General features: G+C 66.6%; 21 protein-coding genes and 1 tRNA gene. 13 read left to right on the top strand and 9 right to left on the bottom strand.

Features of this window, described 5'->3' with window-relative positions; all coding sequences use genetic code 11:
• Positions 1–55 precede the first annotated feature (55 nt).
• Positions 56–1,006, bottom strand: a complete 951-nt coding sequence (locus C5B99_RS13450) for a permease prefix domain 1-containing protein (protein WP_104242917.1) — start codon at positions 1,004–1,006, stop codon at positions 56–58.
• Between the two features lies 1 nt (position 1,007).
• Positions 1,008–1,343, bottom strand: coding sequence for a PadR family transcriptional regulator (locus tag C5B99_RS13445; RefSeq protein ID WP_104242915.1), 336 nt, complete (start codon positions 1,341–1,343; stop codon positions 1,008–1,010).
• 120 nt (positions 1,344–1,463) lie between these two features.
• Here C5B99_RS13445 and C5B99_RS13440 point away from each other — a divergent pair, with 120 nt between their 5' ends.
• Entirely contained in the window at positions 1,464–2,753 is a 1,290-nt protein-coding gene (locus tag C5B99_RS13440; RefSeq protein ID WP_258063348.1) for an MFS transporter, read from the top strand.
• Between the two features lie 10 nt (positions 2,754–2,763).
• On the opposite strand, the gene C5B99_RS13435 is transcribed toward C5B99_RS13440, so the two are convergent.
• On the bottom strand, positions 2,764–3,693 hold the full coding sequence (locus C5B99_RS13435; RefSeq protein WP_104242939.1) for a Ppx/GppA phosphatase family protein: 930 nt from the start codon (positions 3,691–3,693) through the stop codon (positions 2,764–2,766).
• Between the two features lie 67 nt (positions 3,694–3,760).
• Here C5B99_RS13435 and C5B99_RS13430 point away from each other — a divergent pair, with 67 nt between their 5' ends.
• The 3 genes from C5B99_RS13430 (at position 3,761) to C5B99_RS13420 (ending at position 7,449) form a co-directional block, all read left to right on the top strand.
• Positions 3,761–4,264: an amino-acid N-acetyltransferase gene (locus tag C5B99_RS13430; RefSeq protein WP_104242911.1), complete on the top strand. Its 504-nt coding sequence runs from the start codon at positions 3,761–3,763 to the stop codon at positions 4,262–4,264.
• Positions 4,265–4,364: 100 nt separating this feature from the next.
• Positions 4,365–5,018 carry a hypothetical protein gene (locus C5B99_RS13425; protein ID WP_104242909.1) on the top strand — a complete coding sequence of 218 codons (654 nt, stop codon included), beginning with the start codon at positions 4,365–4,367 and terminating at the stop codon, positions 5,016–5,018.
• A 124-nt stretch (positions 5,019–5,142) separates the two neighbouring features.
• On the top strand, positions 5,143–7,449 hold the full coding sequence (locus C5B99_RS13420) for a 5'-nucleotidase C-terminal domain-containing protein (protein WP_104242907.1): 2,307 nt from the start codon (positions 5,143–5,145) through the stop codon (positions 7,447–7,449).
• Positions 7,450–7,579: 130 nt separating this feature from the next.
• Here the strand turns inward: C5B99_RS13420 and radA are convergent, their stop codons facing one another.
• The gene (radA, locus tag C5B99_RS13415) at positions 7,580–8,908 is read right to left on the bottom strand and encodes a DNA repair protein RadA (RefSeq protein WP_104242905.1); all 1,329 of its coding nucleotides are present in this window, start codon (positions 8,906–8,908) and stop codon (positions 7,580–7,582) included.
• 121 nt (positions 8,909–9,029) lie between these two features.
• Here radA and C5B99_RS13410 point away from each other — a divergent pair, with 121 nt between their 5' ends.
• The 4 genes from C5B99_RS13410 to C5B99_RS13395 all read left to right on the top strand — a co-directional run bounded on the left by C5B99_RS13410 (position 9,030) and on the right by C5B99_RS13395 (position 11,688).
• Positions 9,030–9,986 (top strand): diacylglycerol kinase family protein, encoded by a 957-nt coding sequence (locus tag C5B99_RS13410; protein ID WP_181065022.1) that lies wholly within the window; start codon positions 9,030–9,032, stop codon positions 9,984–9,986.
• Positions 9,987–10,138: 152 nt separating this feature from the next.
• Positions 10,139–10,597: a hypothetical protein gene (locus C5B99_RS13405; RefSeq protein WP_104342802.1), complete on the top strand. Its 459-nt coding sequence runs from the start codon at positions 10,139–10,141 to the stop codon at positions 10,595–10,597.
• Between the two features lie 85 nt (positions 10,598–10,682).
• Positions 10,683–10,772, top strand: a tRNA-Ser gene (locus C5B99_RS13400).
• A gap of 364 nt (positions 10,773–11,136) precedes the next feature.
• The gene (locus tag C5B99_RS13395) at positions 11,137–11,688 is read left to right on the top strand and encodes a type IIL restriction-modification enzyme MmeI (protein WP_308471593.1); all 552 of its coding nucleotides are present in this window, start codon (positions 11,137–11,139) and stop codon (positions 11,686–11,688) included.
• A 166-nt stretch (positions 11,689–11,854) separates the two neighbouring features.
• On the opposite strand, the gene C5B99_RS13390 is transcribed toward C5B99_RS13395, so the two are convergent.
• Positions 11,855–12,970 (bottom strand): hypothetical protein, encoded by a 1,116-nt coding sequence (locus C5B99_RS13390; RefSeq protein WP_146081186.1) that lies wholly within the window; start codon positions 12,968–12,970, stop codon positions 11,855–11,857.
• Between the two features lie 397 nt (positions 12,971–13,367).
• Between C5B99_RS13390 and C5B99_RS13385 the strand changes: the two genes are divergently transcribed.
• On the top strand, positions 13,368–14,393 hold the full coding sequence (locus C5B99_RS13385; protein WP_104242894.1) for a helix-turn-helix domain-containing protein: 1,026 nt from the start codon (positions 13,368–13,370) through the stop codon (positions 14,391–14,393).
• 348 nt (positions 14,394–14,741) lie between these two features.
• Entirely contained in the window at positions 14,742–15,371 is a 630-nt protein-coding gene (locus tag C5B99_RS13380) for a hypothetical protein (protein ID WP_104242892.1), read from the top strand.
• A 119-nt stretch (positions 15,372–15,490) separates the two neighbouring features.
• On the opposite strand, the gene C5B99_RS13375 is transcribed toward C5B99_RS13380, so the two are convergent.
• Positions 15,491–16,147, bottom strand: coding sequence for a hypothetical protein (locus C5B99_RS13375; RefSeq protein WP_104242890.1), 657 nt, complete (start codon positions 16,145–16,147; stop codon positions 15,491–15,493).
• 602 nt (positions 16,148–16,749) lie between these two features.
• Between C5B99_RS13375 and C5B99_RS13370 the strand changes: the two genes are divergently transcribed.
• Positions 16,750–17,679, top strand: a complete 930-nt coding sequence (locus C5B99_RS13370; RefSeq protein ID WP_104242888.1) for a helix-turn-helix domain-containing protein — start codon at positions 16,750–16,752, stop codon at positions 17,677–17,679.
• A 159-nt stretch (positions 17,680–17,838) separates the two neighbouring features.
• Here C5B99_RS13370 and C5B99_RS13365 read toward each other — a convergent pair whose 3' ends face one another.
• On the bottom strand, positions 17,839–18,684 hold the full coding sequence (locus C5B99_RS13365; protein ID WP_104342800.1) for a hypothetical protein: 846 nt from the start codon (positions 18,682–18,684) through the stop codon (positions 17,839–17,841).
• Between the two features lie 494 nt (positions 18,685–19,178).
• On the opposite strand from C5B99_RS13365, the gene C5B99_RS13360 reads away from it, so the two are divergent.
• Positions 19,179–20,114: a helix-turn-helix domain-containing protein gene (locus tag C5B99_RS13360; RefSeq protein WP_104242884.1), complete on the top strand. Its 936-nt coding sequence runs from the start codon at positions 19,179–19,181 to the stop codon at positions 20,112–20,114.
• Positions 20,115–21,874: 1,760 nt separating this feature from the next.
• Here C5B99_RS13360 and C5B99_RS13340 read toward each other — a convergent pair.
• Entirely contained in the window at positions 21,875–22,615 is a 741-nt protein-coding gene (locus C5B99_RS13340; RefSeq protein ID WP_104242878.1) for a FadR/GntR family transcriptional regulator, read from the bottom strand.
• Positions 22,616–22,860: 245 nt separating this feature from the next.
• On the opposite strand from C5B99_RS13340, the gene C5B99_RS13335 reads away from it, so the two are divergent.
• Positions 22,861–24,162, top strand: coding sequence for a dicarboxylate/amino acid:cation symporter (locus C5B99_RS13335; RefSeq protein WP_104242876.1), 1,302 nt, complete (start codon positions 22,861–22,863; stop codon positions 24,160–24,162).
• Here the strand turns inward: C5B99_RS13335 and C5B99_RS13330 are convergent.
• On the bottom strand, positions 24,159–25,661 hold the full coding sequence (locus tag C5B99_RS13330) for an FAD-dependent oxidoreductase (protein ID WP_104242874.1): 1,503 nt from the start codon (positions 25,659–25,661) through the stop codon (positions 24,159–24,161). The genes C5B99_RS13335 and C5B99_RS13330 overlap by 4 nt on opposite strands.
• Positions 25,662–25,683 lie beyond the last annotated feature (22 nt).

Genomic DNA, 25,683 nt, shown 5'->3' with positions numbered 1-25,683 from the left:
GAAGCCCCCGCATCTACGTGATGCGGGGGCTTCGTCGTGCGCGCCCCGTCGCCCGCTACCGGGTTGCCTTGCGGAAACCGTCCCAGATGTCCCAGACGCTGGTGGCGAGGACTCCGAAGGCGATCATCACGGTCACGATGGTGGTCACCGTCGCCGCGCTGTCGGCGCTTGGGATGACGGTGGCGAAGAAGTCCGGGTTGAGCAGCAGGCCGCGACCCAGGGTGGTCAGGAGCAGCGACATGAACAGGACCGCGAGCACCGCGTTGGCCCAGGCGAGGGGCAGCGTGACGCGGCCAGTCCGGTAGAGCGCCACGCTGTAGGCCGCTTCGAGTACGAAGAGCACCAGAAGCGCGAGGGTCCACCACGGCCAGAGGTCGTGGCCGAAGAACGACAGGCCCGGCTGCGTCGGCACGAAGCCGATGAAGCGGTCCCAGACGACGGCGCCGGTCCCGAGTGCGAGGAACACGAGCGAGGCGATGAGCTCGGATCTGCCGGCCCCGGTCTGGCGGATCTCCGGCAGGTCGGCGACGCTCCACTGCTCCGGCTTGGACTGGCCGCCGGAGCGCTCGAGCAGCACGAACACCAGGGTCGTCCAGAACGTGACGTGGATGATGACGCTGAAGGTGACTGCCGCGACCTCGCCGATGATCTCGCCGATGGTGCTGCCGATGAGCGTCTGCGCGATCGCGACACCGAAGGCCGCACACACCGGCACGATCCACAGCAGGGTCTTCAGGAGCCGCCACCACATGAGGTAGTAGCGGGGCCCCACGAGGAACAGTCGGCGGTCGGTGTAGCTGGCGGCGAGCAGCTCAGGGTCGCCGAGCTCGGTGAGCACGGCCACCTCGGCGGCATCGCCCGCCTCGCCGGATTCGACTCGCGCATCGACGAGGTCGCGGATGGAGGCGCGCAGCTCTGCTTCGAGGTCGGCGCGCTGGTCGTCTGGCACCGTGCGCATGGCGGCGCTCACGTAGCGCTCGGTCAGGGTGTCGGTGATGGTCGTCATGTCAGGCCCCTTCTGGGAGGTGCTCGATCGCCTGGGCGAGGGAGCGGAAGTCGGTGGTCATCGCGGCGGCGAGTGCGGCACCGGATGGGCTGGCGCGGTAGAACTTGCGAGGTCGCGCCTCGTCGGTGTTCCACTCGCTCGTGAGGTGACCCTGCTTCTCCAGGCGGCGAAGGAGCGGGTAGAGGGTGTTGGCGTCGGTGTCGAAGCCTCGGGATTGCAGTGCCTCGAGGAGTCCGTAGCCGTAGCCCGGCTCGGCGAGGAGGCGAAGGCATGCGAGCACGACGGTGCCCCTGCGGAGCTCCTGCAGGTGGATGTCGTGCGTCTCTTCAGTGCCCATGACTCACACCATAGTGTGCGTCACACAGTGTCGTCAATGACACTGCAAAAGCGCGCAGCGAGCGTGCAGCGCCGGCGGCCCCTGTCCGGCGCACGACCGGACGGGCTTACGCTGGAACGCGTGCCTGCATCCCCGTCACCCTCGTCACACGGCAAGCCGAAGAAGGAAGCCACGCTCGCGCAGGTGACTCTGCTGGCGCTCCTGCCGTCGTTCGTGTTCGCGATCGGCGAGGGAGCGATCATCCCGATCATCCCGACCGTGGCGGTCTCGCTGGGAGCCGGCATCGAGCTGGCCGGGTTCATCGCCGGGTCGCTCATGATCGGCCAGATGATCGGCGATCTTCCCGCCGGTGCCGTCGTGCAGCGCCTGGGGGAGAAGCGGGCCATGCTCGCGGCCCTCGGGGTGAGCCTCGTCGGCATCCTGCTCTGCGCGTTCGCAGTCGCGCCGTGGATGTTGCTCGTCGGGGTCGTCATCATCGGCATCTCCGCCGCCAACTTCAACCTCGCGAGGCACGCGTTCCTCACGACCTACGTGCCGTTGCGCTACCGGGCGCGAGTGCTCTCGACGCTCGGCGGGGTGTTCCGCGCCGGCTTCTTCGTCGGGCCGTTCATCATCGCGGGAATCCTCGTTCTGTTCGATGCTCCCCAGTACGGGTTCTGGGTCTTCGTCGTGTGCGGCGCGGTGGCCGCGCTCATCCTGCTGTTCGCGCCGGACCCCGAGACGGTCGCACGCCCGTCGCATTCCGCGAAGGTGCCGGTCTCAGCGGGGGATGGGGGTGCGGGGGCTGGCGTGCCCGAACGCCTCGGCGTGTTCGCGACGATCCGCGCCAACGCCGGCGTGCTGGTCCGGCTCGGGACCGGTGCGGGCATCATGGCAGCGCTGCGGGCGGCGCGCAACGTGATGCTGCCGCTGTGGGCGCTGTCGATCGGCATGGACACCGCTTCGGCGGTGCTTGTCATCGGCGTGAGCGCCGGCGTCGACTTCGCGCTCTTCTTCGTGTCCGGCTGGGTCATGGACCGCTTCGGTCGAGTGTGGGGCGCCGTGCCGGCGCTGCTCGGCCTCGGCGCGGGCTTCCTGACACTCGCCTTCACCCACGACCTCGTCGGGGACGCCGCTCAGCAGTGGTTCACGGTGCTCGCGATCTGGCTGGGCTTCGCGAACGGCATCGGCTCCGGCATCCTCATGACGCTCGGCGCCGACCTCGCGCCGCGCCAGGATCCGGCCCCGTTCCTCGGGGCCTGGAGGCTCATCACCGACTCGTCGGCAGCATCCGTGCCCGTCATCGTGGCGGTGGCGACGGCGGTCGTGTCGATCTCGTTCACGTCCGGGATGCTCGGGGTGCTGGGGTTCGTGGGGGCGGCCCTCATGGGGTGGCAGATCCCGAAGCACGTCCCGCGACAGCGGCGGTGACGCCGGGCGCTCAGTGCGGGAGGCGGTCCAGGTAGTCGAGGAGCACACCCTCGCGCATGGCCCACGGGGACACGTCGAGCTGCTTGATGTCGAAGACGTGCATGACCTCGGAGAGGACGACGCCGCCGGCGACGATCTGCAGGGCCCGGTCGGTGGTGATGCCAGGGAGCGCGGGGCGCGCCTCGGAGTGCAGCTTCGCGAGGCGGGGCACCCAGTCGTCGAGCTGCCACTTCTGCAGGGTGGTCCGCTGGCCCGCGCCGATGCCGTCGATGGACGAGCCGGCGAGGCGGGCGAGGGAGCGGATGGTCTTGGACGAGCCCACGAACTGGTCGGGTCGCGCCCCGCCCTCGAAGGTCTCCGCTGCTTCCTTGATGAGCTTTCGCGCGTACTTGCGCAGCTCCTCGACCTGATCGTCGGTCGGCGGGTCGTTGTGCAGGAAGTTGACGGTGCTGCGGCCCGCTCCGAGCGGCACCGAGATGGCGTGCTCGGAGAGCTCGTCGTCGCCGACCGCCAGCTCGAGGGAGCCGCCGCCGATGTCGACGAGCATGATGCGCCCGGCGGCCCAGCCGAACCAGCGGCGGACCGCGAGGAACGTCGTGCGCGCCTCCTCTTCGCCGCTCATGACCTGCAGGTCGATGCCGGTCTCGCGGTGGATGCGCTTCAGCAGCTCCGGCCCGTTCTTGGCTTCGCGGATGGCGCTGGTGGCGAGGGGCATGAAGTGGTCGAGCTTGCTCTTCTTCACCGCATCGGCGGCGCGGTGCATGGCTTCCATGATCTTCGCGACACCTTCGTCGGAGATGGAGCGGTCGGCCTGCAGGTAGCGCATGAGGCGCAGCACGCTCTTCTGGGACGTCTCTGGGACGGGTTTCGCGCCGGGGTGGGCGTCGACCACGATGAGGTGGACGGTGTTGGATCCGACGTCGAGAACTCCAAGGCGCATGACCGTGATGTTACCCGTGCTGTCGTCCTGAGCGTCCTGCTCTCGTGCCCGCGCGTACGCTGGTCGGATGCAGGAGATCACCATCAGACGGGCCACCACGCACGACATCGTGGGCATCAGCGAGCTCATCCAGCCGCTCGTCGACCGAAACGTGCTCCTGCGAAAGGAGCTCGTTACGCTCTACGAGGCGGTGCAGGAGTTCCGGGTGGCGGTCGATGAGCGTGGGCAGCTGGTCGGCTGCGGCGCCTTGCATGTGCTCTGGCGCGACCTCGGCGAGGTGCGCACCATCGCGACGGCGGACTCGGTTCGCGGCACCGGTGTCGGGCACGTGATCCTCGATCGGCTGATGGCGGACGCCCGTCAGCTGGGCCTCGAGCGCCTCTTCTGCCTCACCTTCGAGACGGGGTTCTTTGAGCGGCACGGCTTCGTCTCGGTCGGCGAGCAGATCGTGGACGCGGAGACCTACGAGATGATGCGCCGCTCGCCGGACGAGGGCGTTGCGGAGTTCCTCGACCTCGCCCACGTCAAGCCCAACACGCTCGGCAACACGCGCATGCTGAAGGTGCTCTGAGAGCCAGTCTCCGCCGCCGCGACGGGCTCTTCGGGCGCGTCGCAGTGGTCGCACGGTGCGCCTCACGGGAGTCCCAAGGACGGGTCCGTACCCTTGGCGAGTGAGTTCGACCCGCAGACCAAGCAAGGCCGTCTACCGCCGTCGGCGGCTGGCGCTCCTCATCGTCTGCGTGCTTGTCATCGGGGCGCTCATCTGGGGAATCGCGAGCCTTTTCGGGGCGGGTTCCGGCGAACCCGGCGAAGCCTCCGCATCCGGTGCGCCGACGGCGTCATCCGCCGCGACGGCGTCAAGCGACGGTGGTGGGGCGGCCGAGGCGACACCGACGCCCACTCCGACTCCGACTCCGACGGGGCCCGCCGAGTGCGCAGCCCCTGAGCTTGTCGTCTCGGCGATGCTCGACGCGACGAGCTACGCGCCCGACGCGCAGCCTCAGCTGTCGCTCTCGATCGCCAACACGGGCGGCGAAGCGTGTGTCATGAACGTCGGCACGGCCGTGCAGGTCTACACGATCTCGAGCGGCGCCGACGTGATCTGGGTGTCGTCGCACTGCCAGACCGACCCAGCTGACGAGATCGTCACGATCGGTGCCGGGCAGTCGGTGACAGCCCCTCCCATCACCTGGGTGCGCGAGCGTTCCTCGCTCGACACGTGCGGGACCGACCGGGCGGATGCGGTGGCCGGGGGTGCCTACTACCAGCTCGTCGTGAGCGTCAACGGCATCGCGTCGCAGCCGGCGACGTTCGTTCTCGACTGACTCGCGCGGGGTGCCCGGGGGCTTTCGCGAAAATCTCCTGAACGTTAACCTTGAAGACAGTGTGAGCTGAGAGCATCCTCACGTTCCGCACGATTCCGTCCGTTCGTCGATCGCCAGGAGACTCATGACGACGCCCACTCGCAAGCGCGCCACCGCTGCCGCTGCCGTTCTCGGCACGGCAGCTCTTGTGTCTGCCTTCGCGGCACCAGCTCAAGCAGCCGTCCTCTCGCCGAGCTTCATCACGCCCACCGACGGCGCGAAGCAGATCAACCTCATCGGCTTCAACGACTTCCACGGTCGGATCCTCAACGGCGAGAAGTTCGCCGCCTCCGTCTTCGAGGCGCAGAAGGAGTTCGGCGAGGACAGCAGCCTCGTCATCTCCAACGGCGATGCTGTCGGCGCGAGCCTCTTCGAGTCCTCGATCCAGCAGGACCAGCCGACGATCGACCTGCTCAACGCGATCGGCGTGGACGCGTGGACGCAGGGCAACCACGAGTTCGACAAGGGCATCGACGACGCCACCGGGCGGCTCGCCTCGGCGACCAACGGCCCCGATCTCGCCGCGAACGTCACGCTCGCGGACGGCAGCCACCCCTTCGACACGCACGCTATCTTCGACGTCGACGGCGTCAGGGTCGCCGTCATCGGGGCCGTGACGGAGGAGACCTCGGCACTCGTATCGCCCGACGGCATCACGGGCGTCACCTTCGGCGACCCCGTCGAGGCGGTCAACGAGGTGGCTGCCGAGATCACGGCGGCGAAGTCGGCCGACGTCATCATCGCCTCCTACCACGAGGGCGCGCCGAAGTCCGACGCTCCTCTCGATGAGAACCAGGAGAGCAGCACCTTCCGTTCCATCGCCGAGGACACGGCCCCCGAGGTCGACGCCATCTTCAATGCGCACACGCACCAGACCTACGCCTACGACGCCCCGAACGGTGCATCGACCCGTCCCATCGTGCAGGCCGGGCAGTACGCGGAGAACCTCGCGCAGGTCGTGCTCACGGTCGACGCCGCGGGCAACGTGACCGCCTCGGACAGCTCCATCGTGCCCGTCTACGACTCGATTGACCCGGCGACGCTGAAGCCCGACGCTGCCCCGCCGAAGAACCCGGCGCCCATCGAGTACGTCAACGACAAGCGCATCATCGACATCAAGGCGAAGCTCGACGCAGCCATCGCGACGGCCGACGTGCTTGGGGCTGAGGTCATCGGCACCCAGCAGGGTGACATCTCCAGGGCGAAGACGTTCGTCCCCGACTCCATCGAGATGGCCGAGGACGGCTCCACCACCGGTGTGGTCGCCGAGGGCGGACAGGACAACCGTGCGGAGGAGTCGTCGCTGGGTGGCATCGTCGCGCAGTCGATGCTCGAGTCGATCAGTGACACGGGCCGCTTCGACGTCGACGCGGCGATCATCAACCCGGGTGGTCTCCGTGCTGACCTGCTGGACAACGACGGTCAGATCACGTACAAGGAAGCCGCGACGGTTCTTCCCTTCGCGAACAACCTGTCGGTCGTCAGCATCTCCGGCGCCGAGCTGAAGAACGTGCTCGAGGAGCAGTGGCAGCTCACCGCTGGCGGCGAGGTGCCGTCGCGCGACTACCTGCAGCTCGGGCTGAGCGACAACTTCACGTACGCGTTCGACAGCTCGCGGCCTCGCATGGAGCGCATCGTGTCGCTCTCCATCAACGGTGAGCCCGTCTCGAGCGGCCAGGTCTACAACGTGGCGATGCCGACGTTCCTCGCCGCGGGTGGCGACAACTTCCACTCGCTGAACAACGCCGAGAGCGTCAAGGACACGGGCCTCATCGATCTCGACGCGTTCGTCAACTGGGTTCGCGCGAAGACTGCCGCGGGATCGACTGGTGTCGTCCCGGATGTTCAGCGCAACGGCTTCGAGGTCGTCGGCCTGCCCACGGACAACAAGTTCCAGGCAGGTGAGAGCTACTCGCTGAAGGTCGCGAAGTTCAACCTGCAGTCGGTGGGATTCATCCAGAGCTCTTCGGTCACGGTGTGGCTCGGCGATGAGCAGATCGGCATCGGGTCTGTCGACGTCGCTGCTGACGCGAACCTCGTCGATGTGAGCTTCACCGTTCCCGTCGACTCGACGGTGGGGGATGGCACGCTGACGTTCCTCGCGGACCTGTCTGCGGCATCCGTCGCCGTGCCGGTCTCGGTTCAGGCGGCCGCTGAGACGCCGACCGCGACGCCGGGACCGACGGTCTCCGTCACCCCGACCGCGACCGTCGAGCCGACGGCAAGCGCCACGGCTGCGCCGGTTCCGACGGCGGACGCCGGAGACGGTGCCCTCGCCACGACCGGAGCTGACGAGAACGCCATGTTCGCGGCTATCGCGGGCGCGCTTGCGCTCCTCGTCGCCGGTGGCGCCGCGATCCTGCTCCGCCGACGCGCGGGCAGCGACGCGTAGCACGCGCACGCAGCACTGATTCGGCCAGCGGTCGATGAGCAGTAGGCCCGGAGCATCGCTCCGGGCCTACTCGCGTTTCTGGACTCCTCGAGCCTTCGGGTGGCTCGCGTTCCGAGTGAGAGGTCTGCGGTCAGTTGCCGAGCGCGGCCGTGAGGGCGCGGTCGATGCTGCCGATGGAAGGGTCGACGACGTGGGCGAGGCCCATGCGCTTGGCCTCGGCTGCTCGGAGGTTGGCGGATGCGACACGGCGGATCTCTCCGGCGAGGCTCACCTCGCCGAAGACGACGGTGCCGTCGCGCACGGGCCGGTTGCGGATGGAGGAGGCGATGGCGATGGCGATGGCGAGGTCGGCCGCGGGTTCTTGCAGCTTGACCCCGCCGACGGTCGACACGTAGACGTCGTACTCGGAGAGCTTGTGCTTGGTGCGTCGTTCGAGCACGGCGAGCAGCATGGCGACGCGGCTCGTGTCGACGCCGTTGGTGACGCGGCGAGGGTTCGGGGCGTTGGTCTTCTGCACGAGCGCCTGGATCTCGACGGGGAGGGCGCGTCGCCCCTCGAGCGCGACGGTCACGCACGTGCCGCTGACCGGCTCGGGGCGTTCGCTGAGGAAGAGTCCTGAGGGGTCTGGCACCTCCGTCATTCCCTCGCCGGTCATCTCGAAGCAGCCGACCTCGTCCGTGGGGCCGAAGCGGTTCTTGATGGTGCGCACGAAGCGAAGCGCCGTGTGGCGGTCGCCCTCGATGTGGGCGACGACGTCGACCAGGTGCTCGAGCAGTCGGGGCCCCGCGATCGTGCCGTCTTTCGTGACGTGGCCGACGATGATGACGGGCACGCCCCTGGTCTTCGCGACTCGGATGAGGGCGGATGCGACCTCGCGCACCTGGCTGGGCTGGCCGGCGAGCGAGTCGACGGTATCGCTCGCGACGGTCTGCACGGAGTCGACGATGATGAGGCCAGGGTCGAGGCGCTCGATCTGGCCGAGGACGGTCGAGAGGTCGGTCTCGCTCGCGAGGTACAGGGTGTCGTGGAGCGCGTTGGTGCGCTGGGCGCGCATCCGCACCTGGTTCACGGACTCCTCTGCCGATGCGTACAGCACGGTCGTGCCCTTCGCGGCGACGCGTGACGCGAGCTCGAGGAGGATCGTGGACTTGCCAACGCCGGGCTCTCCGCTCAGCAGGATGGCGGCGCCAGGCACCAGTCCACCGCCGAGCACGCGGTCGAACTCGCCGATGCCCGTCGGGCGGTGGGCGACGTTGTCGATAGGCGCCTCGGTGATCGGACGTGCGGCGCGTGACTCGCTGATCGTGGCCGCCTGGATGCGGCCAGCGGTCTGCGATTCAAAGCGGTCGACGAGGGTGCCCCAGGCCTGGCACTCGGGGCATTGCCCGAACCACTTCAGCGACGCTGCGCCGCATTCGGTGCACTTGAACGCTGGTTGCTGCTTGGTCTTGGGAGGCATGTGCCAAGGCTAGGCGGCACCACCGACACTGGCGCGTCAGCGGGCCCGTGGCGGCGCGATTCTCGGGCGCTGAACTGCGGGGTGAGGTCGCGCGGGGACCGGGAGCGTGCAGAATGGGCTCGTGCGAGCGCAGAGAGTCCTGTACGTGGTGAACCCGGCGGCTGGGCTGGGCGCATCCGCGCACCTCGGCAGGCGCCTCGCCGGGGGAGCTGGCGCCGCCTCCTCGCCGGATCTCGAGGTCGTGCTCGTGGCGGCCGACTCGTTCGAGGAGCTGCGACGCCAGGCCGCGGCCGAGCTCGGTGGGGAGCGTCGCCCCGATGCGCTCATCGTGCAGGGCGGGGACGGCATGGTGTCGATGGGGGCCGGCCTCGTCGCGGGCACCGAGGTCCCTCTCGGGGTCGTGCCATCTGGCACAGGCAATGACTTCGCTCGAGCCGCCGGGATCGAACGCGGCGTGCCAGCAGTCGGCATCGAGCGGATGCTCACCGCGCTGCGCACCGGCACCGCGAGCACCCGGAGCGTCGACGCGATGCGACTGGTGCTCGACGGCGCCGAGCATGTGGCCATCAACTCGGTCAACGTCGGCTTCGACGCCGTCGTGAATCGGCGCGCCAACGAGCTGCGGCGTCTGCCGGGAACGGCCCGCTACGTCGCCGCCCTGCTGGAGTCCGTGCGGCACTTCGAGCCGCTCGAGTTCGGTGTTCGGATCGATGGCGGCCCTGCCGAGTCGGTCACCGCCGAGATGCTCACGGTGCTGAACGGCTCGTCGATCGGCGGCGGCATCGCAGTCGCGCCGCACGCGGTCATCGACGACGGGCTCCTCGACCTGTTCGTCGTCGGCGGGCTCCCGAGGATCGGCCTGCTCACGCTCTTCCCACTCGCCATGGCCGGCCTGCACACGCGCCTCCCGGCCGTCACCTTCGAGCGCCTGACGGGCATCCGCGTGCTGGTGCCGAAGGGCGTGCTCGTCTACGCCGACGGCGAGGAGCTCCGCGGCCCGGGCCGGGCCGCCTGCACGCTTGATCTCCGCATCGACGCGGGAGCTGTGCGCCTGATCGAGACCGAAACGCGTCGGTAGATCGGTCGAGGCCGCATACGTTTTGTGACGTCGAAATGCAAGGGGTAACGCGAACCCTCTCGCGCGTGCGATTATCCACCTGGCCGAGCCGATTCCCCATCTGCCGACTCGTCCAGCCCCCTGCGTGCTTCCCCCTCTCGAACAGGATCCTCGTGTCTGCTGACAGCACTTCCCGTCGTACCCTTCTGGCCGGCGCAGCCTGGTCCGTCCCGGCCGTGGCCATCACGGTCGCCGCGCCCATCGCCGTGGCCTCGACGCCCGTTCCTCTCGCGAACACCTGGTACACGGGTGGGTCGACGAGCGTCGTGAGCGGGAACGTCGCCCGGTTCACGCTCACGGGCGATGACGGAGACGGCAACGACTCCGTACTCCCCGACAACTCCAAGGTGGTCATCACGCCGGATGCCGGCGTCACGATCGTGAACACGGCCATCACGGGCGGTGTCCTCACGGACAACGGAGATGGCAGCTTCACCGCCACCGTCGACTCCGGCGTCACCACACTGGTCGCGAACTTCCGGGTCACCGGACCGTCAGGGGCCAACGTCTCCTACGTGTCGACGGTGGCGCTGCCGCCCTTCACCGAGACGTTCCAGATCCCGATCGTCTAAGAGTCCGCTCCGGCTGGCCTCTCGAGAACACGCCTGGGCGGCTCGATTTGCGGCGCACCCCTGGTCTCGGTATAAGATTCCTCACGGTGACGTGTCCGAGCGGCCGAAGGTGCAACACTCGAAATGTTGTGTAGGGGCGACTCTACCGTGGGTTCAAATCCCACCGTCACCGCCATCTGAAAGGCCCTGACTTCCCTGCATCGCAGTGGAGTCGGGGCCTTTCGCTTTGTCGCGAACGGTCGTCCGACAAGAATCTGGCAAGACCTATGTGAGCTCGGTTGGGAGGCGCAGGGGCCGCAAGGAGCTTTGGTTGTGCCTCGTCGGTTTGACGAGAGTAGTGCCGTGATGGCTGTCGAGCGCCGGCGCAGTCTGCGCATGTGCCGCAGGCTTGGCAGTCACTCGCCAGTCCTCGTTGTGACGTCAGGTCGCCGCGAGGGGGCGGTACAGTGCCGCAGATCAAGACATGCCCCAGTGGGTGTTGATGGTTGCTCGCGAGAGCTGGTGTGCCTCAGAGATGAGGAGAGGAGCGAGTCGCCCCGTTGGCTGGCCGGGAAAGCTACGATCGTGAGTTCATGTTCGATCTGCTGCTCGCCTACGGAAGGTCGCAAAGTAGCGTCACGAGGCTTCGCAACGGGTCGCTCAACGTGGCTGTCGATTCGGCTCAGGAGGTTGCGCAGAAGAGCATCGTGTACTTCAAAAAAACCGGCAACGACCCATTGACTCTCATTGAGGATCTCAAGGCCACACCCGCCGTCGTGCGCTTCAGTACTCGCTTCGTCATCGTTACCGACTACGCCGATCTGATCGCGCATGACACGAAGACGAAGGAGACGATCGGCTTCCCGATCCGAGAGATCGACCAGCACTTCACCTTCTTCCTGCCGTGGGCCGGCATGGAGAAGGCCCAGTACGTCGCTGAGTCCCATGCCGTTCTACGATCACCGGCTCCGCGCGCGAACACCGCACGGCGGAGGGTGGCCGATCAAGCTCCTCGATCCGGACCAGCTCTGGGCGCACTACGCTGCGACACCCGACCCCCAAACAGCGGAGTTGGACATGCTCGACGCATTCACCTCCGGGCTACGCGCTGACGTGAGGGCTGCACTGATCGACAGTGCCCTCGCATTGCCGTACGCGAACCTCGGGCGCACGAAGCGCGAGCGAAAGCAGCACGGTATTCGCGGTGCCAAGGAAACTCGCCGCCGGCGCACACGCTGACCGCGCTCGCACGGAGCGAGCGCGCCTCGGGGGCTAGCTTCAGGGCATCTGTGCAACCGCTTCCCAAGCGCGTCGATACGTGAGCAGCATGGCGTGCTTGTTTCCGCCAAGAGTCTGATCGATCCACTCCTGGAACGAGACGTTCGGACCCCAGCCAGAATCGCCGTAGTCCTTGATGAACTCCGCGAACATCACGTTTGCAGCCTCCGTGCGATTCCGGTCGCGGGTTCTCGCCCAGTCGAGGATCGGTTGCAAGTCGACCTCTATCTCGAGCTGCTGCGTGCTGTACGCGTAGCTGATAACCCAATCCAACAGCGCCTTGTGGGCCAGAAAGTTCCGAACGGTCTCGGCGTGGTGGCTGAACGGATGCTCGCGTCGCGCCTTGTCATGGGTGCTCTGGATCTCCGCTCGAGCATCCTCATCGCAGTACGCGCGCAGCGCCTTGGCATGATCGCGCAGCATTGCCAACGAGGTGAACATCGCGAGCGTCGGGCCGTCAAGGTCCTGGCGCAGCTTGGCCCGAGCTCGAGACTGCGCCTCGGCGTCGTCGCCCAGGAGTGCACGACCGTGCGGGGTGTTGGCCGACCAGTCCTCGAGGGCACGGCTCAACGCGTCCGCGCTCGAAAGAAAGACGTTGAGCACTCGTTCGAACTGCACGAACTGCTCCTCCGCCGCGTCCCGTCGCGCTGATGCCCTCGTTCGCCGGACGCGCGATTGCTTCGCCGGCATTTGATTCATCGGCATGATCATTTGCCGGTAGCACTGTCGCGGGTCATCCGGCAGCCCGTATGGAAGTAGGGGCTCATCCTCAGTTCGGTCGGGTTTCCAGCCACGGTCGGTGTTCCATGCGAGTGTCAGGAGGGGTGCTATCGGCGGCCAGCCCACAGATCCCTTGCTCGCTTCCGCTGGTCGATCGCCCCAGGTGTTGTCGGCCACCTGCGCGGTGACATCTATGGACTTACCCGGCGGGACCATGCCGATGTGTGTCTTCGGGACGTGGCTCGGAGGGAAGCCCGAGAACGGGTCAACGCGCGCTTCGCCCAGAATGACGACATCGAACGCAGGCGCATCCCCAACGTTGACGAAGCGATAGCTCATGTCCTTCGTCCACACCGGGTCGGACCATCGGGGCGTCGGCTTCCTTGCGTCAGACATAGCGACACCTTATTGGGCCTGCTCCAGGGGTGTGAGTCTGTGGCTCGGTCTGTGACGCTCTTCAAGGGCGGCCCACTGCGCGGCACGACGTGGATCGTCGCCAGGACGTGCCAGGGGCGTCCCCTGAGCGGCGGATCCATTACCTGCGTCGCCGCCACCTCGTCAAGCGATCTCGGGGATTGTTGGACTGTGTATGTGGCGCTTGAGAAGAACTGTCACAAAATTGAGAAGGACTGGTCGAGTCATGCACGACCAGCCATTTTGCGCCACATCGGACGCACATGTGACGCAAAACAGACCCGCACGTGACGGATTCCGTGTCAGCGCTCGCATTCGGACCCGAAACATGCGTTTTCCGACACTTACGCTTGCCAGAACTTCTCACTGGAGGTGAAAGGTGCACGATGCGAGCCGTCTCGTCCCCCCGACAGGCACCGTCACGCGGGAGCTCATCCTGGACGGGGACGCGGCAATCCAGTGGATCGGGTCCCTCGGGTGGGAGGTTGCGCCGCTGAGTTCGCGCTTCCAGTTGGTCGCCGACCTCATCCGGACGGATACCTTCGCGATCGGAAGGATCTGGCACACTCCGGCTGCCTTCTCCTTCACTGCAACCAGCAGCGCACCGAACTCCATGTTCCACGCTGTGGTGGGTATCGAAGGGACGCAGACGGTGACGTCGGACGCAGCCCAGGTGCAGCTCAGCCCAGGTCAAATGCACGTGCAGTCGTTCAATGAGCCCCTGGGGATCACCGCGCACGAGCCAGCCGCTCGTCTGCTCTTCGTGTCGAAGTGGACGGACCTCCGCGACGCTGAGGGGCACGCACCCCTGCCGAAGTCGGGACTCTTCGGGTCCTCGAATGCCCACAAGGAGATCTTCACCAGTGCGGCGCACTCTGCGTTGAACTCTCTGACGGCCGTGGATGGAGCCGGGTTCCATCGCGTCCGAGCGGGGTTGGATCATCTCTTCGCCGGCGTGCTGGCGGATGATGTCCCGGCTCGCGCCACGCGAAGCCGTCGAGCTGGCTCCTCGGGAACAGGGCGCAGCAGTCCTGGGGTCACGACATCGTTGCTGCGGCGGGCGTCGCAGCGCATCGAAGCCTCCGCTAGCGACGTCACCTTCGACGCTGGCAGGCTCGCACGCGACCTCGGAGTCTCCACGGCGAGTCTGTATCGGGCTTACGAAGACACAAACCTGACGCCGGCCTCTCAGCTTCGACGGGTTCGAACTCGGCTCGCGCGAGACCTGTTGGAGGCACCGGGGGAGTTCGGTGACGTCGACACCCAAGATCTGAAGCGCATCGCTGCGGCTGCCGGTTTCGGCTCGGTGCGTGCCATGCGTCGCGCCCTCGATGGGCTCTCGGACAGCGAGAGCGAAGCCCAGTCGGACATCTCTGCAGGCGAGTCTGGCATCGCTCGGATCTGAGCGCTGACGCTCACATTCCCACTCGCTGAGAAAGACCGACCGGAAAGTCGGTCGTTATCAGAAAGCGAACCGCTCATGTGGTCAGTGCTTCTCAATCTGAGTGCTGATTCTTCTCCCAGATTGAAGCTCGATGACTGGTCGGATAGCTTGCAGGAGGGGTTGCGGTTTCATCAAAAGCAGACCTCGCGCTTGGTGGTAGCGAACTTGCGTTCGTGCCGAGATGCAATGCAGTAATGACCTGGGATCTCCGACCGATGGCAGTTTGCCAATAATCCCTCACGGTCTCGTTCAAGTGGACCGCCGTGGTCTATTCGCGACCTCGTTTCAGCGACAGAGAAAGAGCACACATTGACAAAGAACACCTCTGAGAACCACGGCGCGGCCGGGGACACGACGCGTCGTCGGGTCTTGCAGACGGCGGCCTGGACGGTGCCGGTGATCGCGATGACCACCGCAGCTCCAGCATTCGCGGCATCGCCGCCGCGAACGTTCGAGATCCAGTCCGGCTTCGGCGTGGGTTGGTATCCAGCGACGCAGGGGTCGTCGACCAACGGCGCGCTCCAGTACGACGCGAAGAGCCCGGGGCAGTATCTGCGGGTGGCAGGAACACAGCCCGGAGACGTGCTCTCGAACGTCTACTACGAGGTGCTCATCTCCACCGGGTGGCCAGCCCCGACCTTCGCGCCGATCCCTGGCTCGAACACCGCGTGGTCGACACTCGCCAACACGGGCACGACGACCGTCGTCGGTGGCGTCACCTACCGCGTCTATCGCTCGAGCTACACCGGCACCGTGACCGCGACAGGGGCGACGACCAACATCCCGGTCGACTTCTTCTTCCGCTCACCAAGCCCGTACTACAGCGGTCAGACCGTGATCACGCGCCGCTACGTGACGGTCAACAGCACCCCAGTCCAGGTATTCAGGAACCCAACCCCGATCAACAACACGAACACCACGACGTACCCCACGCCGTAACTCCTGGCGTCAACAGCCAGAGCGCTCGAGCAGATCCCGGACCAGTGAGACCAGAGAGGGGGCCAAGACTGCAGCAGTCTTGGCCCCCTTTCTCGGTTCCCGAGATGCCCGTTGCGAGGCTACGAGCGGCAGCCGGCCGCGGAGATACGGGGGAGTCCGATCCGGATGTCGTCGTTCGTACGGTTGGGGTTGTTGGTCACCCCTGGCACGAGGAAAGCGATCGCGAACGTCACGGCGGCGTTGCTGGGGGCCGTCCAGGTGAATGAGTGGGTCTGCAGGCCGCTGAGGTTGTTCGTCGGGCCGCCGGCGGTCGGCTTCGTGATGCCTGCCCACTGGGTTGTGCTGTTGATGCGCAGGTTCAGGGTCTGCGAGTCGGTCAGCGCGGTGTTCGTGCTCGTGACGAACGTGAAGGTGTAGGCCGTCCCGCTGACCGGGACGAACACCGTCGACCACTGCACGGTCGTGGTGCCGCCCTGCAGGTTCCTGTCCTGCACGGACAGGAACGAGTTCGCGTTGTTCTCGGGCAGCGCGAGGTATGTCCCACCAACTCGGTTGTTGTAGGTCGGATCGGAGTGCACTCGCAACTGACCGGTTGTGCTTGCCGTCCAGCTCGCCGCCGACGCAAACTGCGGGCACGGTGGGGACGCCGCTGCCATCGGGGCTGCGGCCGCGACGGCGATCACGGGGATGGACCAGGCAGCGCCGGCCACGATCGTGCGCCGCTTCATCGATCCTGGCGCGTCGGCCTGGCTCGAGCTGTCGAGAGAATCCGACATGAGTTTCCTTTCGTTGTTGAGCCCCGGCATTCCAACGGGAACTTCCTGCGGATACCGATCACGATGCACGCGAGGTGGCTCTATGAATTGCACGCCGAGAATCAGGCGTCAATCCGAACGGTATCTACTTCACGCGCTCCGCGTGCGCTCAGAGAAAGAACGGCGGAAGAAATGGTACGCGAGCATTCGCGACGGCTCCGCTCGAATTGCACGGGGGTTTGGAGAGGTGCGGGTGCGAGAAATCTCGCGCGATCCTTTTGCGGCGAATTGCGCTCATTTTGCGTCAATCGGGCCTTTGTGAAATGAGAGCAACAATTCGTGCGGCATTCTGACTACCGCCGGTCGGTGGTGTGCTCTGGGGAGCCGCGTCCGCGCGGGGATCTCGGGGGAGATCCGCGCACCACCCATCCGTGCTGGACTCCTGCGGGTCGACGGACCCCTTCGCTGGCCCGCGGGAGTCCCTCTCTCTGACGCAGCCGAGACTCAGGTCAGCTCGAGCCGCGCGTCGCGGCTGAGTCCTGTCGCCATCACTCCCGCGTGAATGCGGGACCAGTGTCACTGACACCGCTGGGACACATCGTTCGAATCGATCTGGAGGACCCATGGAGCGCGTCGCTCGTGCCCACTACAACGAAGCCACCGGCTGGAGTCCCTTTCCTGGATACCGGACGCAGCAGTTCAGAATCCGGGGCCCGCTGCCCCCTGGCGTCGACAAGGAGCTCAAGGCCGGCGTGGACCTGCGTGCGCCCGCGGGCACCGCGACGATCGAGGCCTCGCTGCTGCGCTTCGACCGGTACCTGGTCGTGCGTGGCGAGAGCTCGGCGATCGACCTTGTCTGGAAGCGAGAGCGCGCCTCAGCCCAGGAGCGAGCTCTGGTGCTGTTCCTGGAGCAAGGGTCGCTGGAGGTGGCTTCCGACCAGCGAAGGCTTCGGCTCGAGGCGTCGCAGATCGCGATCGTGCCACCGGGTGCCGGCCCCGTCGTCCTCCACGCCGACGAGAAGATCGCCGGCGTCATCTTCTCCTTCACAGCTGCAGAGCTCGCGCCGCTGCAGACCCGGTGGTACCACTCCGACGGAGGCGTGGTTCGCCAGGGCGTGCTCGCGCTTCTGGATGCAGTCGCGAAAACAACGCCGGTTTCGGACCCGCAAGCCGCGACCTCACTGCGGTCGTTGCTGCGCGCTGCAGCTCACTCGCTGCTGGTCGAATCCACGCATGTCGCCAACCTGCGAGACACCGACACGCTCGCTCTGGTCAGGCTCATCGTCGAGAACCGATTCCAAGTCCCGGGCTTCTCCGTCGACGGCATCGCCCGCGAAGCTGGCCTCACACGCAGAGTCCTCGAGCGCCGCCTCCAGGCAGGTGGCGCGAGCGCCGCCGCGATCCTCCGCGAGCGACGCGTCCAGAACGCCGAAGCCCTGATGCGAGAACAGCCGGGACTACCTGCTCGAGAGGTCGCGCTGCGAAGCGGATTCTCCTCGCCTGTGACCCTGCGGCGAGCGCTCGCTTCGCAGCGCACCAGCCTCGAGTCCTGACCGTTGCTCACCGCCCTGGCGGGATGCGGGGACAGTTGTTCTCAGATGTCGTGCCAGAAGCCCCACACGTACCAAGAGCCGCCCCGACGATGCGTCGGGGCGGCTCTTGCATTACGGCACGGGATACCCGGGGGAGGTGCTCAGCGCTGGAGCCAAGGCTTAGCAGGCGATCTGCGCGGTGAACCTGATCGAGCTGACGGCGATGAAATGCCATCCCTGGTAACCGTTGTACGACGTGTAGTCCATGGTGCTGCCGTTCGGGAACGAGTCGAAGCGGAACTCGTCCTGGTACTGCGCCTGCCCCATCGGGTTGGTGGGGAAGAGCCCGCCGCTTCTCCGGAACGGGTCGGCGAGCGTACCGGTTCCTGCGCCCTGATCGAGCGTCGGCTCCGAAACGATCGACGCAGGCGTGACGCTGAAACCAACTGCGTCCCAGTAAGACGCGCGCCAGATCTGCCCTACAACTGAGGTGATGTCGAAGACGTCGATCGCGACGTTCGTGGCGGAGATTGGCGCACCGGCTGCGTCGAAGAACTCGAAGGTCAACGTCTGGCTGTCCGTGCCCGGGCCGATGGGCGCGGTGGTGCCTTCCTTGCGCTGGTTCAGCACGATCGCGCCGGCCGGGCCGAACCCGGAGTAGGTGTAGTCGCCGCTGCCGTCTTCCGGATTGTCGCCGTTCCAGCCGGAGCCGTTCTGACTGAAGTTGTAGGACTGGCCATTCTGCGTGGTCGTCGTTCCGGGGGCGAGCGTTGACGTGATCCGCACGGTGTACGTGTCAGCTGTGTCGGGGCTCGTCGCGTTCAGCACCTTCACCGACCCAGTGTCCGAGTTCGTCACGAACGCAGCGTCAAAGACGGCTGTCGGGCAGGTTGAGGCTGCTGCGAGCGGCACGGCGGTGGCCACGGCCATCACGGGGATTGACCAGGCGGCTCCGGCGACGAGTGTGCGCCGCCCGACGATGGCCGGGGAGGTGCGTGGTGTCGGGTCTTGGGTGGGGTCTGACATCGGAGTCCTTTCGAGGACGAGAACGAGCGCCGCTTCGGGCGCACTCGCGTGGGATGAGGGAGGGGAGATCGATGCCCGTGCCAGCGTTTGGCGCTGCACGTCGAAATTTAGGTCCGCAATGAATCGTAGGAAGCCAGGAACATGCGAATGGGCTCTTGAGAAGAACTGGCGAGAAGGAAGCGCAGCGCGACTGGGAGAGGCCGTGAGAAGAACTGGTGAGAAGGAAGCGCAGCACGAGTGAATCAGCGAGTGAGAAGCGGACTGGACGCGATGATGCGCCTGACCAGGGAGGATGAGCGCAAGCCATCACGGGTGTTAGGCGCTGTCGATGACGACTCGGCGCGTACGCGCTTGGAACCAGGTCCGCGCTCGGCCGATATCTGTGCAACTCTTCGGCTGAGCACCCGCGAACATTGCCCGCCAAGCGGGGGCGCGAGCATGCTCAGGTGTTGAGCTGTCCCCGTGCGCGGGATTCGATTGTGCCAGGAGAGTCAATGGAGCAGAACGCGAACGTCAAGTACGACGAAGACCGAGGTTGGGGCTCGTTTCCGGGCTATCAGGCACACTCCTTCCGGCACAAAGGACCGCTGCCTCCTTCTATCGACTCGGTGCTCAGAGCGGGCGTTGACCTGTTCGCTCCGACCGGATCCGTCACAACGGAGGTGACGATCCTCCGCTTCGACCAGTACGTTGTCGCGCATTGGAGGTGCTCGCCTGTCGACTTCATTTGGAAGCGTGAGCGTTCCTGGTCCCACGGGCGGGGGTTGGCCGTCTTCCTCGAGCGTGGGTCGCTAGTGATCACCTCCGGAGACCGCAGCATCGAGCTTGAGGCGAAGCAGCTGGCGATCGTGCCGCCCGGCACCGAACGCGTCGTCATGCACGCGGATCGAGGGTTCGAAGTCACGCTCTTCTCGTTCGACGTGAGCGAAGTGGACTCCACGCACTTGAGCTGGCACCACTCCGCTGGCGGCATCGTACGGCAGAGCGTGCTCGGCCTTCTGGAAGCTGCCGCGAAGAGACCACAACCATCGAATCCGCAGTCATCGAGTTCTCTACGCGCCCTCCTCAGGACCGCAGCCACTGCCTTGGTCGTCGAGTCGAGAGACTTTTCCAACCAGGAAGACACAGACACATTCGCTCTCGTTCACCTGATCGTCGAGAACCGGTTCCATGACCCGAGCTTCTCCGTCGACGCAATCGCACGTGAAGCCGGTCTCTCTCGCAGGGCCCTCGAACGCCGACTGCGCGGTTCCGGGGCGACTCCTGGCCGAATGCTTCGTACCCGACGCGTGCAGAAGGCACTGGAGTTGAAGCGCGAGATGCCTGGTCTGCCCTTGAGCGAAGTCGCACTGCGCAGCGGTTTCGCAAGCCCCGTCACCATGAGGCGCGCCATCGCTGCCGAGACCGCCGACCAGGAGACCACGCCATGACAGGGCGCTGAAGCCAGCTGCCTCCCGCGCACGCGCGGTTATCACGAGGACCGTCAGCATGCATCAGATCTCGGCGTCGACGCCAGTCCTGACTCGTCCCGTCGAGAGAACGGCACTCACAAGGATCGTGACGACCAGAGAGAGGGCCAGGAGACAAACAGCGCCGAGCAACCGCAGCCCTCGGTTGGTCTTGCGGACGCACTTCCCTTCACGACGCCATCCACCCGCCCTGTGGGAGCTCATCCCATCGCGCAGTCAGATAGTTGTAGCGCCGAGATCGGTAAGCGACACCATCGACGACGACGCGCATCTCACCCAACCCCCGGACCGGCAAGATCGGGCTCTCGTCCGGATAGCACGGCGGGACTCTCGACCACAGGAGCCATGACGCAGCATCTCGAGGTGCTGTCACGAGCGGCATCCACGTGACCTCGCGGGTCAGCTCTTGGTCATGCATGCCGCGATACCGCACCTCGGCGCATCGCAGGGTGAGTGCCTCGAGGGCCTCGGTGGAGGGAACCAGTTCGGCAACGCTGATCTCGCCGCCTGGGTCGTGTGCTTCGAACATACGTGCAGTGTTGGAGGTATCACCGACATTCCAAGGTGACTCGGCCGTCCGTAGGGCGATGCTCCCATCCGGGTGCAGGCGAGTTCAGCAAATGCACACTCGGCTCACTTTGTGAGCTCCGGGATGCGCTTCAGATGCTCCTTGGTCAGCGCAAACGCAGAGGGCTGCACCAATAGGCTGAGCCGCATGAGGTCGTTCTGGATGCTCTCTTCAGGATGGCTCGGCTTGCTCCCAATCGACGTTAGGCCGCCACGTGACGATGCAGCGAATCTCGCACCGGGCAGGAGTGCTCACTGGCCTTCTCGCGCTGACCGTGGCATTCGTCGGGTGCACGACGGAAACCGTGGTGGATTGGCCGCCCGCTCCGGCAGAGACAGCCTCGAGTACGCCGATCGCTGGGCCGGCGGTCACTCTCGAGCAACTCCTCACCGCCGACGTGCCGAGTCTCTGCGGCCACGAGCCTGACACCCTTGTCGACGGGGTGCTCCCGGGGCTCGAACGTACCCAGCATTTCTCGATGAGGCCATAGGGCAGGCAACCGAGGGTAAGACCGGCGACGCGATCCTCTGGGCCGCCGGTATGGGCGGTTACCTGCGTCCTGGCAACGCTGTGTCCGGCTGGTTCACCAGCGCGGTCAAGCGCATCCGGGCCGAGGACGAGACGGCAGCTGCCGCAGCGAAGGAGGCGAAGAGGCCTGAGCCGTTGATCATGCCAAGGGTGACACCTCACGATCTCCGCCACGCGGCGGCATCACTTGCGATCAGCGCAGGAGCGAACGTGAAGGCGGTGCAGCGCATGCGTGGGGCACGCCAGCGCGGCAATGGCACTCGACCGCTATGCCGACCTGTTTGAGGACGACTTGAACGACGTCGCGGAGGCCTTGGACCGGCAGCGTGCCGAAAGCCTCATCCGACAAGAATCTGACAAAGGTTGAGTTGTTGGCAGGTGTTTCGCACTGCGAATAGCTGTGCGCAGATGTGCCTAATTTGCTGGCAAGTCGGCATCCGAGCCGCCCGCCATTGGGATGCGATAGGGGTTCACATCCCACCGTCACCGCCACTCGAAAGGCCCTGACTTCCCTGCAATCGCAGTGAAGCCGGGGCCTTTCTGCTGTTCAGGGCAGCGTCGCCTCGGCTGGCTCAGCTCTTCGACGGCCTGAGATTGGTTGGACCAACACGGTCCTCGAGGCCCCCTACCGCTGCGGGTGTGTGCTGTGGGCATCCTCGCTCCGAGCCTGCTCGATCACGTCCCGGATCTCCGAGAGGTGGATGCGCATGGCGTACTCGGCCGCTTCCGAGTCGCGAGCGGAGAGGGCGGCGAAGATGCGCGAGTGGCCCTCGTGGGAGACCCTGCGTCCTTCCCCCTCGAGGTGCGAGAGCACGCGTGCCTCGACGGTCCAGGACGCCGTGAGCTCGCCGAGCGTCGCGAGCAGGGGGTTCGCTGTGGCCTGGGCGATGGCCGTGTGGAAGGCGATGTCCAGTCTGGCGGAGAGGTCGGCATCGGTCTCGTCGGCCGAGTGCGCGAGCAGCTCTCCGAGCGTCGTCAGCTGCTCCCGGTCGATGCGCTCGGCCGCGAGCCGCGCGATGCGCGGTTCCACGAGGGCTCGGAACTCCGCCGAATGGTCGTAGTCCGCCTGCACCGCCTGGAGCCTGCCGGCAAGCGTGGCGGTGAGGGGGATGGCGCGGCTGACGCGATTGGCGCTCCCGTGGCGGCGCTCGAGGAGGCCCAGGCCCTCGAGTCGCGTCAGGGCTTCCCTGAGTGCGTTGCGCGAGACGCCGAGCTCGAGCGCCAGAGTGCGCTCCGGGGGCAGGGGGGCTCCTGGCTCGAGGTCGCCCCCGACGATGAGGCGTTCCAGGTGGAGCACGATGTCGTCCGCGATGAGAGCCCGCGTGCGCGGAAGCGGACCGAGGGTTCGGTCGGTCGTGTCAGTCACGGGGCCACCTGTTCTCGCGTGAGCGGTGTGGCGACCGTCACCACATCCTCAGTGTGGCACGCACTAGAGGCCCATTCGCGGCGGGAGGCGGCCGCTCCTGTAAAGAGCGTGTTACGGCCTGAGGCGCCACGTGAACAGCGTGTAACGGTCCTACCAATTCGCTGAGATGCGGCTTCTGGCGGCCCTAGCTTGGGTCGCACCGACGCAGCTCTGCGCCGCGCACCGTCAGTCGCCCGGAGGACACCGTGAAGAGAACTCTGAAGAACCCCGCCCTCCAGATCGGGTCTGCTGCCATCCTCGGCGTCGTGTTCGGTCTGCTCGTGGGCGAGTGGGCGGCGAACCTCAAGTTCGTCGGCGACCTCTTCATCCGGCTCATCCAGATGGCCATCGTGCCGCTCGTCATGACCTCGGTCATCGTCGCGACCGGGGCCATGAGCGGCTCGGGCATGGGTCGGATGGCCGCCCGCACCTTCACGTGGATGATCGGCTTCTCCGTCGTCGCCGCGATCCTCGCCTGGTGCATCAGCGCCGTGCTCCAGCCCGGAGCCGGCATCGACTTCTCCGCCGCGGTCGACCCAGCGCTGCAGGAGTCCGCGGCCGAGGCCACGGGCTGGCAGGAGACGGTCGTGAACTTCGTCTCCACGAACATCTTCGCGGCCATGTCGACGGCCACGATGGTGCCGATCATCATCTTCTCGCTGCTGTTCGGCGTCGCGCTCAACGCCTTCATCGCCAAGACCGGCAACCGCCTCGTGCTGGACTTCTTCGACCAGATCCAGCAGATCGTCCTCACGATGATCCGCTTCGTCATGATCATCGCGCCGATCGGCGTCTTCTGCCTCCTCGCGAACCTCGCGGGCACCGTCGGGTTCGCCGTCGTGACGAGCGGACTCAAGTACCTGGGCTCGACCCTCATCGGGGTGCTCATCCTGCTCGTGCTCTTCGTGGTCGTCGTGTGGCTGCGAACGGGGCTCAACCCCGCGCGGCTTCCCGCCAAGCTCAGCGACCAGACGATGATCGCCATCACGACGACCAGCTCGGCCGTCACCTACCCGACGGTGCTGAAGACGGCGATCGAGAAGGTCGGCGTCAGCCAGCCCGTCGCCAACTTCACGCTCTCCGTCGGCCTCACGATGGGGTCATACGGCGCGGTGCTCAACTACATGATCGTCGTCATGTTCCTCGCGCAGTCGGGCGGGATCACCCTCGACTTCGGGACGATCGTGCTCGGCATGGCCCTCGCCATCCTCCTGAACATGGGCACCATCACCGTGCCGGGCGGCTTCCCCGTCGTCGCCATGTTCCTGGCCACCTCGCTCGGCCTCCCGTTCGAGGCCGTCGGCCTCCTCATCGCCGTCGACTGGTTCGCGGGCATCTTCCGCACGTTCCTCAACGTCAACGGCGACACGTTCGTCGCCATGCTCGTCGCCAACGCCACCAACGAGATCGACCGGGACGTCTACGACGACAAGAAGCAGGTCGCCACGGACGCTCTGGACCTCGAAGGGCTCAAGGGGCAGTTCCAGAAGGCCGACGCCGTCGACTAGGGAACACGGGCCAGGCCCGTCGTGGCCGGGCCCTCGATTCGCGTCCCGTCCGCCTCGAAGCGTGAAGCATGCAGGGGGCAGTCCCACGAGCAGGACTCGTCGTTCCACACGACGACGCCTCCCAGGTGCGGGCACACGGCAGAGACCGTGCGCGTCGTCCCGCCGAGGGTGCTCGTCGCGACCGGATGCACTCCGTCCCGACCGACGCGTCCCTCGCCCTCCGCGGGTGCCGCGTCGTCGGCGTGGCTCAGCGCTTTGCCCCATTCGCTCGTGAGCCTGGCCGCGGTGTGCGCGCCGCGCTCTGCGAGCCCCAGGGCGCCCTTCGCGCTGGGGGCACGATCGAAGAGGGTCTTCATCCACTCGGCCCGCCCGCCGAGGATGCGGGCAGCGAGGTCGTGGGCGGCCGCGACGCCGTTGGTCATGCCCCACTTCGCGAACCCGGTCATAGCGAGGATGCGGTCGTCGCGCGGGTCGATGGGGCCGGACAGCGGCGTCGCGTCGACGTTCGTGTAGTCCTGGGCGGCCCACCGGTGGGTCTCGCTGAGGCCGGGGAAGCGCTCGTGCGCCTGGGCGATGAGGGCGTCGACGAGTGCTCGTGACGAGATGGAAGCCCCCACCTGGTGTCCGGCCCCGCCGACGAGCAGGTAGTCATCACCGCCGCGACGGAACTGTCGGTACGAGTGGCCGCCCGAGTCCATCGACAGGTACATGCCCGTCGGCACCTCGCGTTCCGATCTGAACGACACGAGGTGCGAGCGGTGGGCGGTGAGGCGCGTGAAGTGCAGGCCGCGGTCGAGCGCGGGGAAGCCGGTGGCGAGGATGAGGTGCGACGCGGAGAACGAGACGAGGTCGGCGTTCGGAGCCCTCGTCGCCTGCACCTCGACGTGCGCCTTGTGCTGGGACGCGGCGGTGACGGTCAGACCCTCCACGACCTTCGCGCCTGCCCGGCGAGCCCGGGCGACGAGCGCGATCGACAGCTCGTACGGGTCGAGCTGCCCGTTGCCGGGAACCGCGAAGAAGTTCTCGACCGTGAAGGGCAGCCCGTGGTGTCCGCCGGTCTCGACGGGCAGCCCGAGCTCGTCGGCGACCGCACGCTCCTCGTCCACCTTTCTCGCCCCGGCCCTCGTCGTGGCGAAGTTCACGGCCGGCCTCGTCTGCCATCCCACGCCCTCCTTCGCACAGAACGCTGCGGCCCAGTCGAGTCCGAGGCGGTTCGCCTCGACGTAGGCCGCCGCGATCTCATGGCCGCGCTTCTGTCGCACGCTCGAGAGCTGCGATCCCTGCAGCAGCGAGAACTTCGCGGTGGTGTTCCCCGTCGCGAGCGCTGCGATGGTGCGCGCCTCGACGAGGGTGACCTTCAGCCCGGCCTCACTGAGGAGAACCGCCGCGGTCAGTCCCGCGATGCCAGCACCCGCGACGATGACGTCGCTTCTGCTCGGCAACCCGTCGGAGGGGTCCGTGCTGGGGCGAGCGGTGGTGTCGTGCCAGATCGAGGTCATGTGGGCTCCCGGTGTGATCCGG

The sequence above is a fragment of the Pseudoclavibacter sp. Z016 genome (genome assembly GCF_002931215.1).
Lineage (GTDB): Bacteria > Actinomycetota > Actinomycetes > Actinomycetales > Microbacteriaceae > Pseudoclavibacter.
This window is presented reverse-complemented; position numbering and strand designations above follow the sequence as displayed.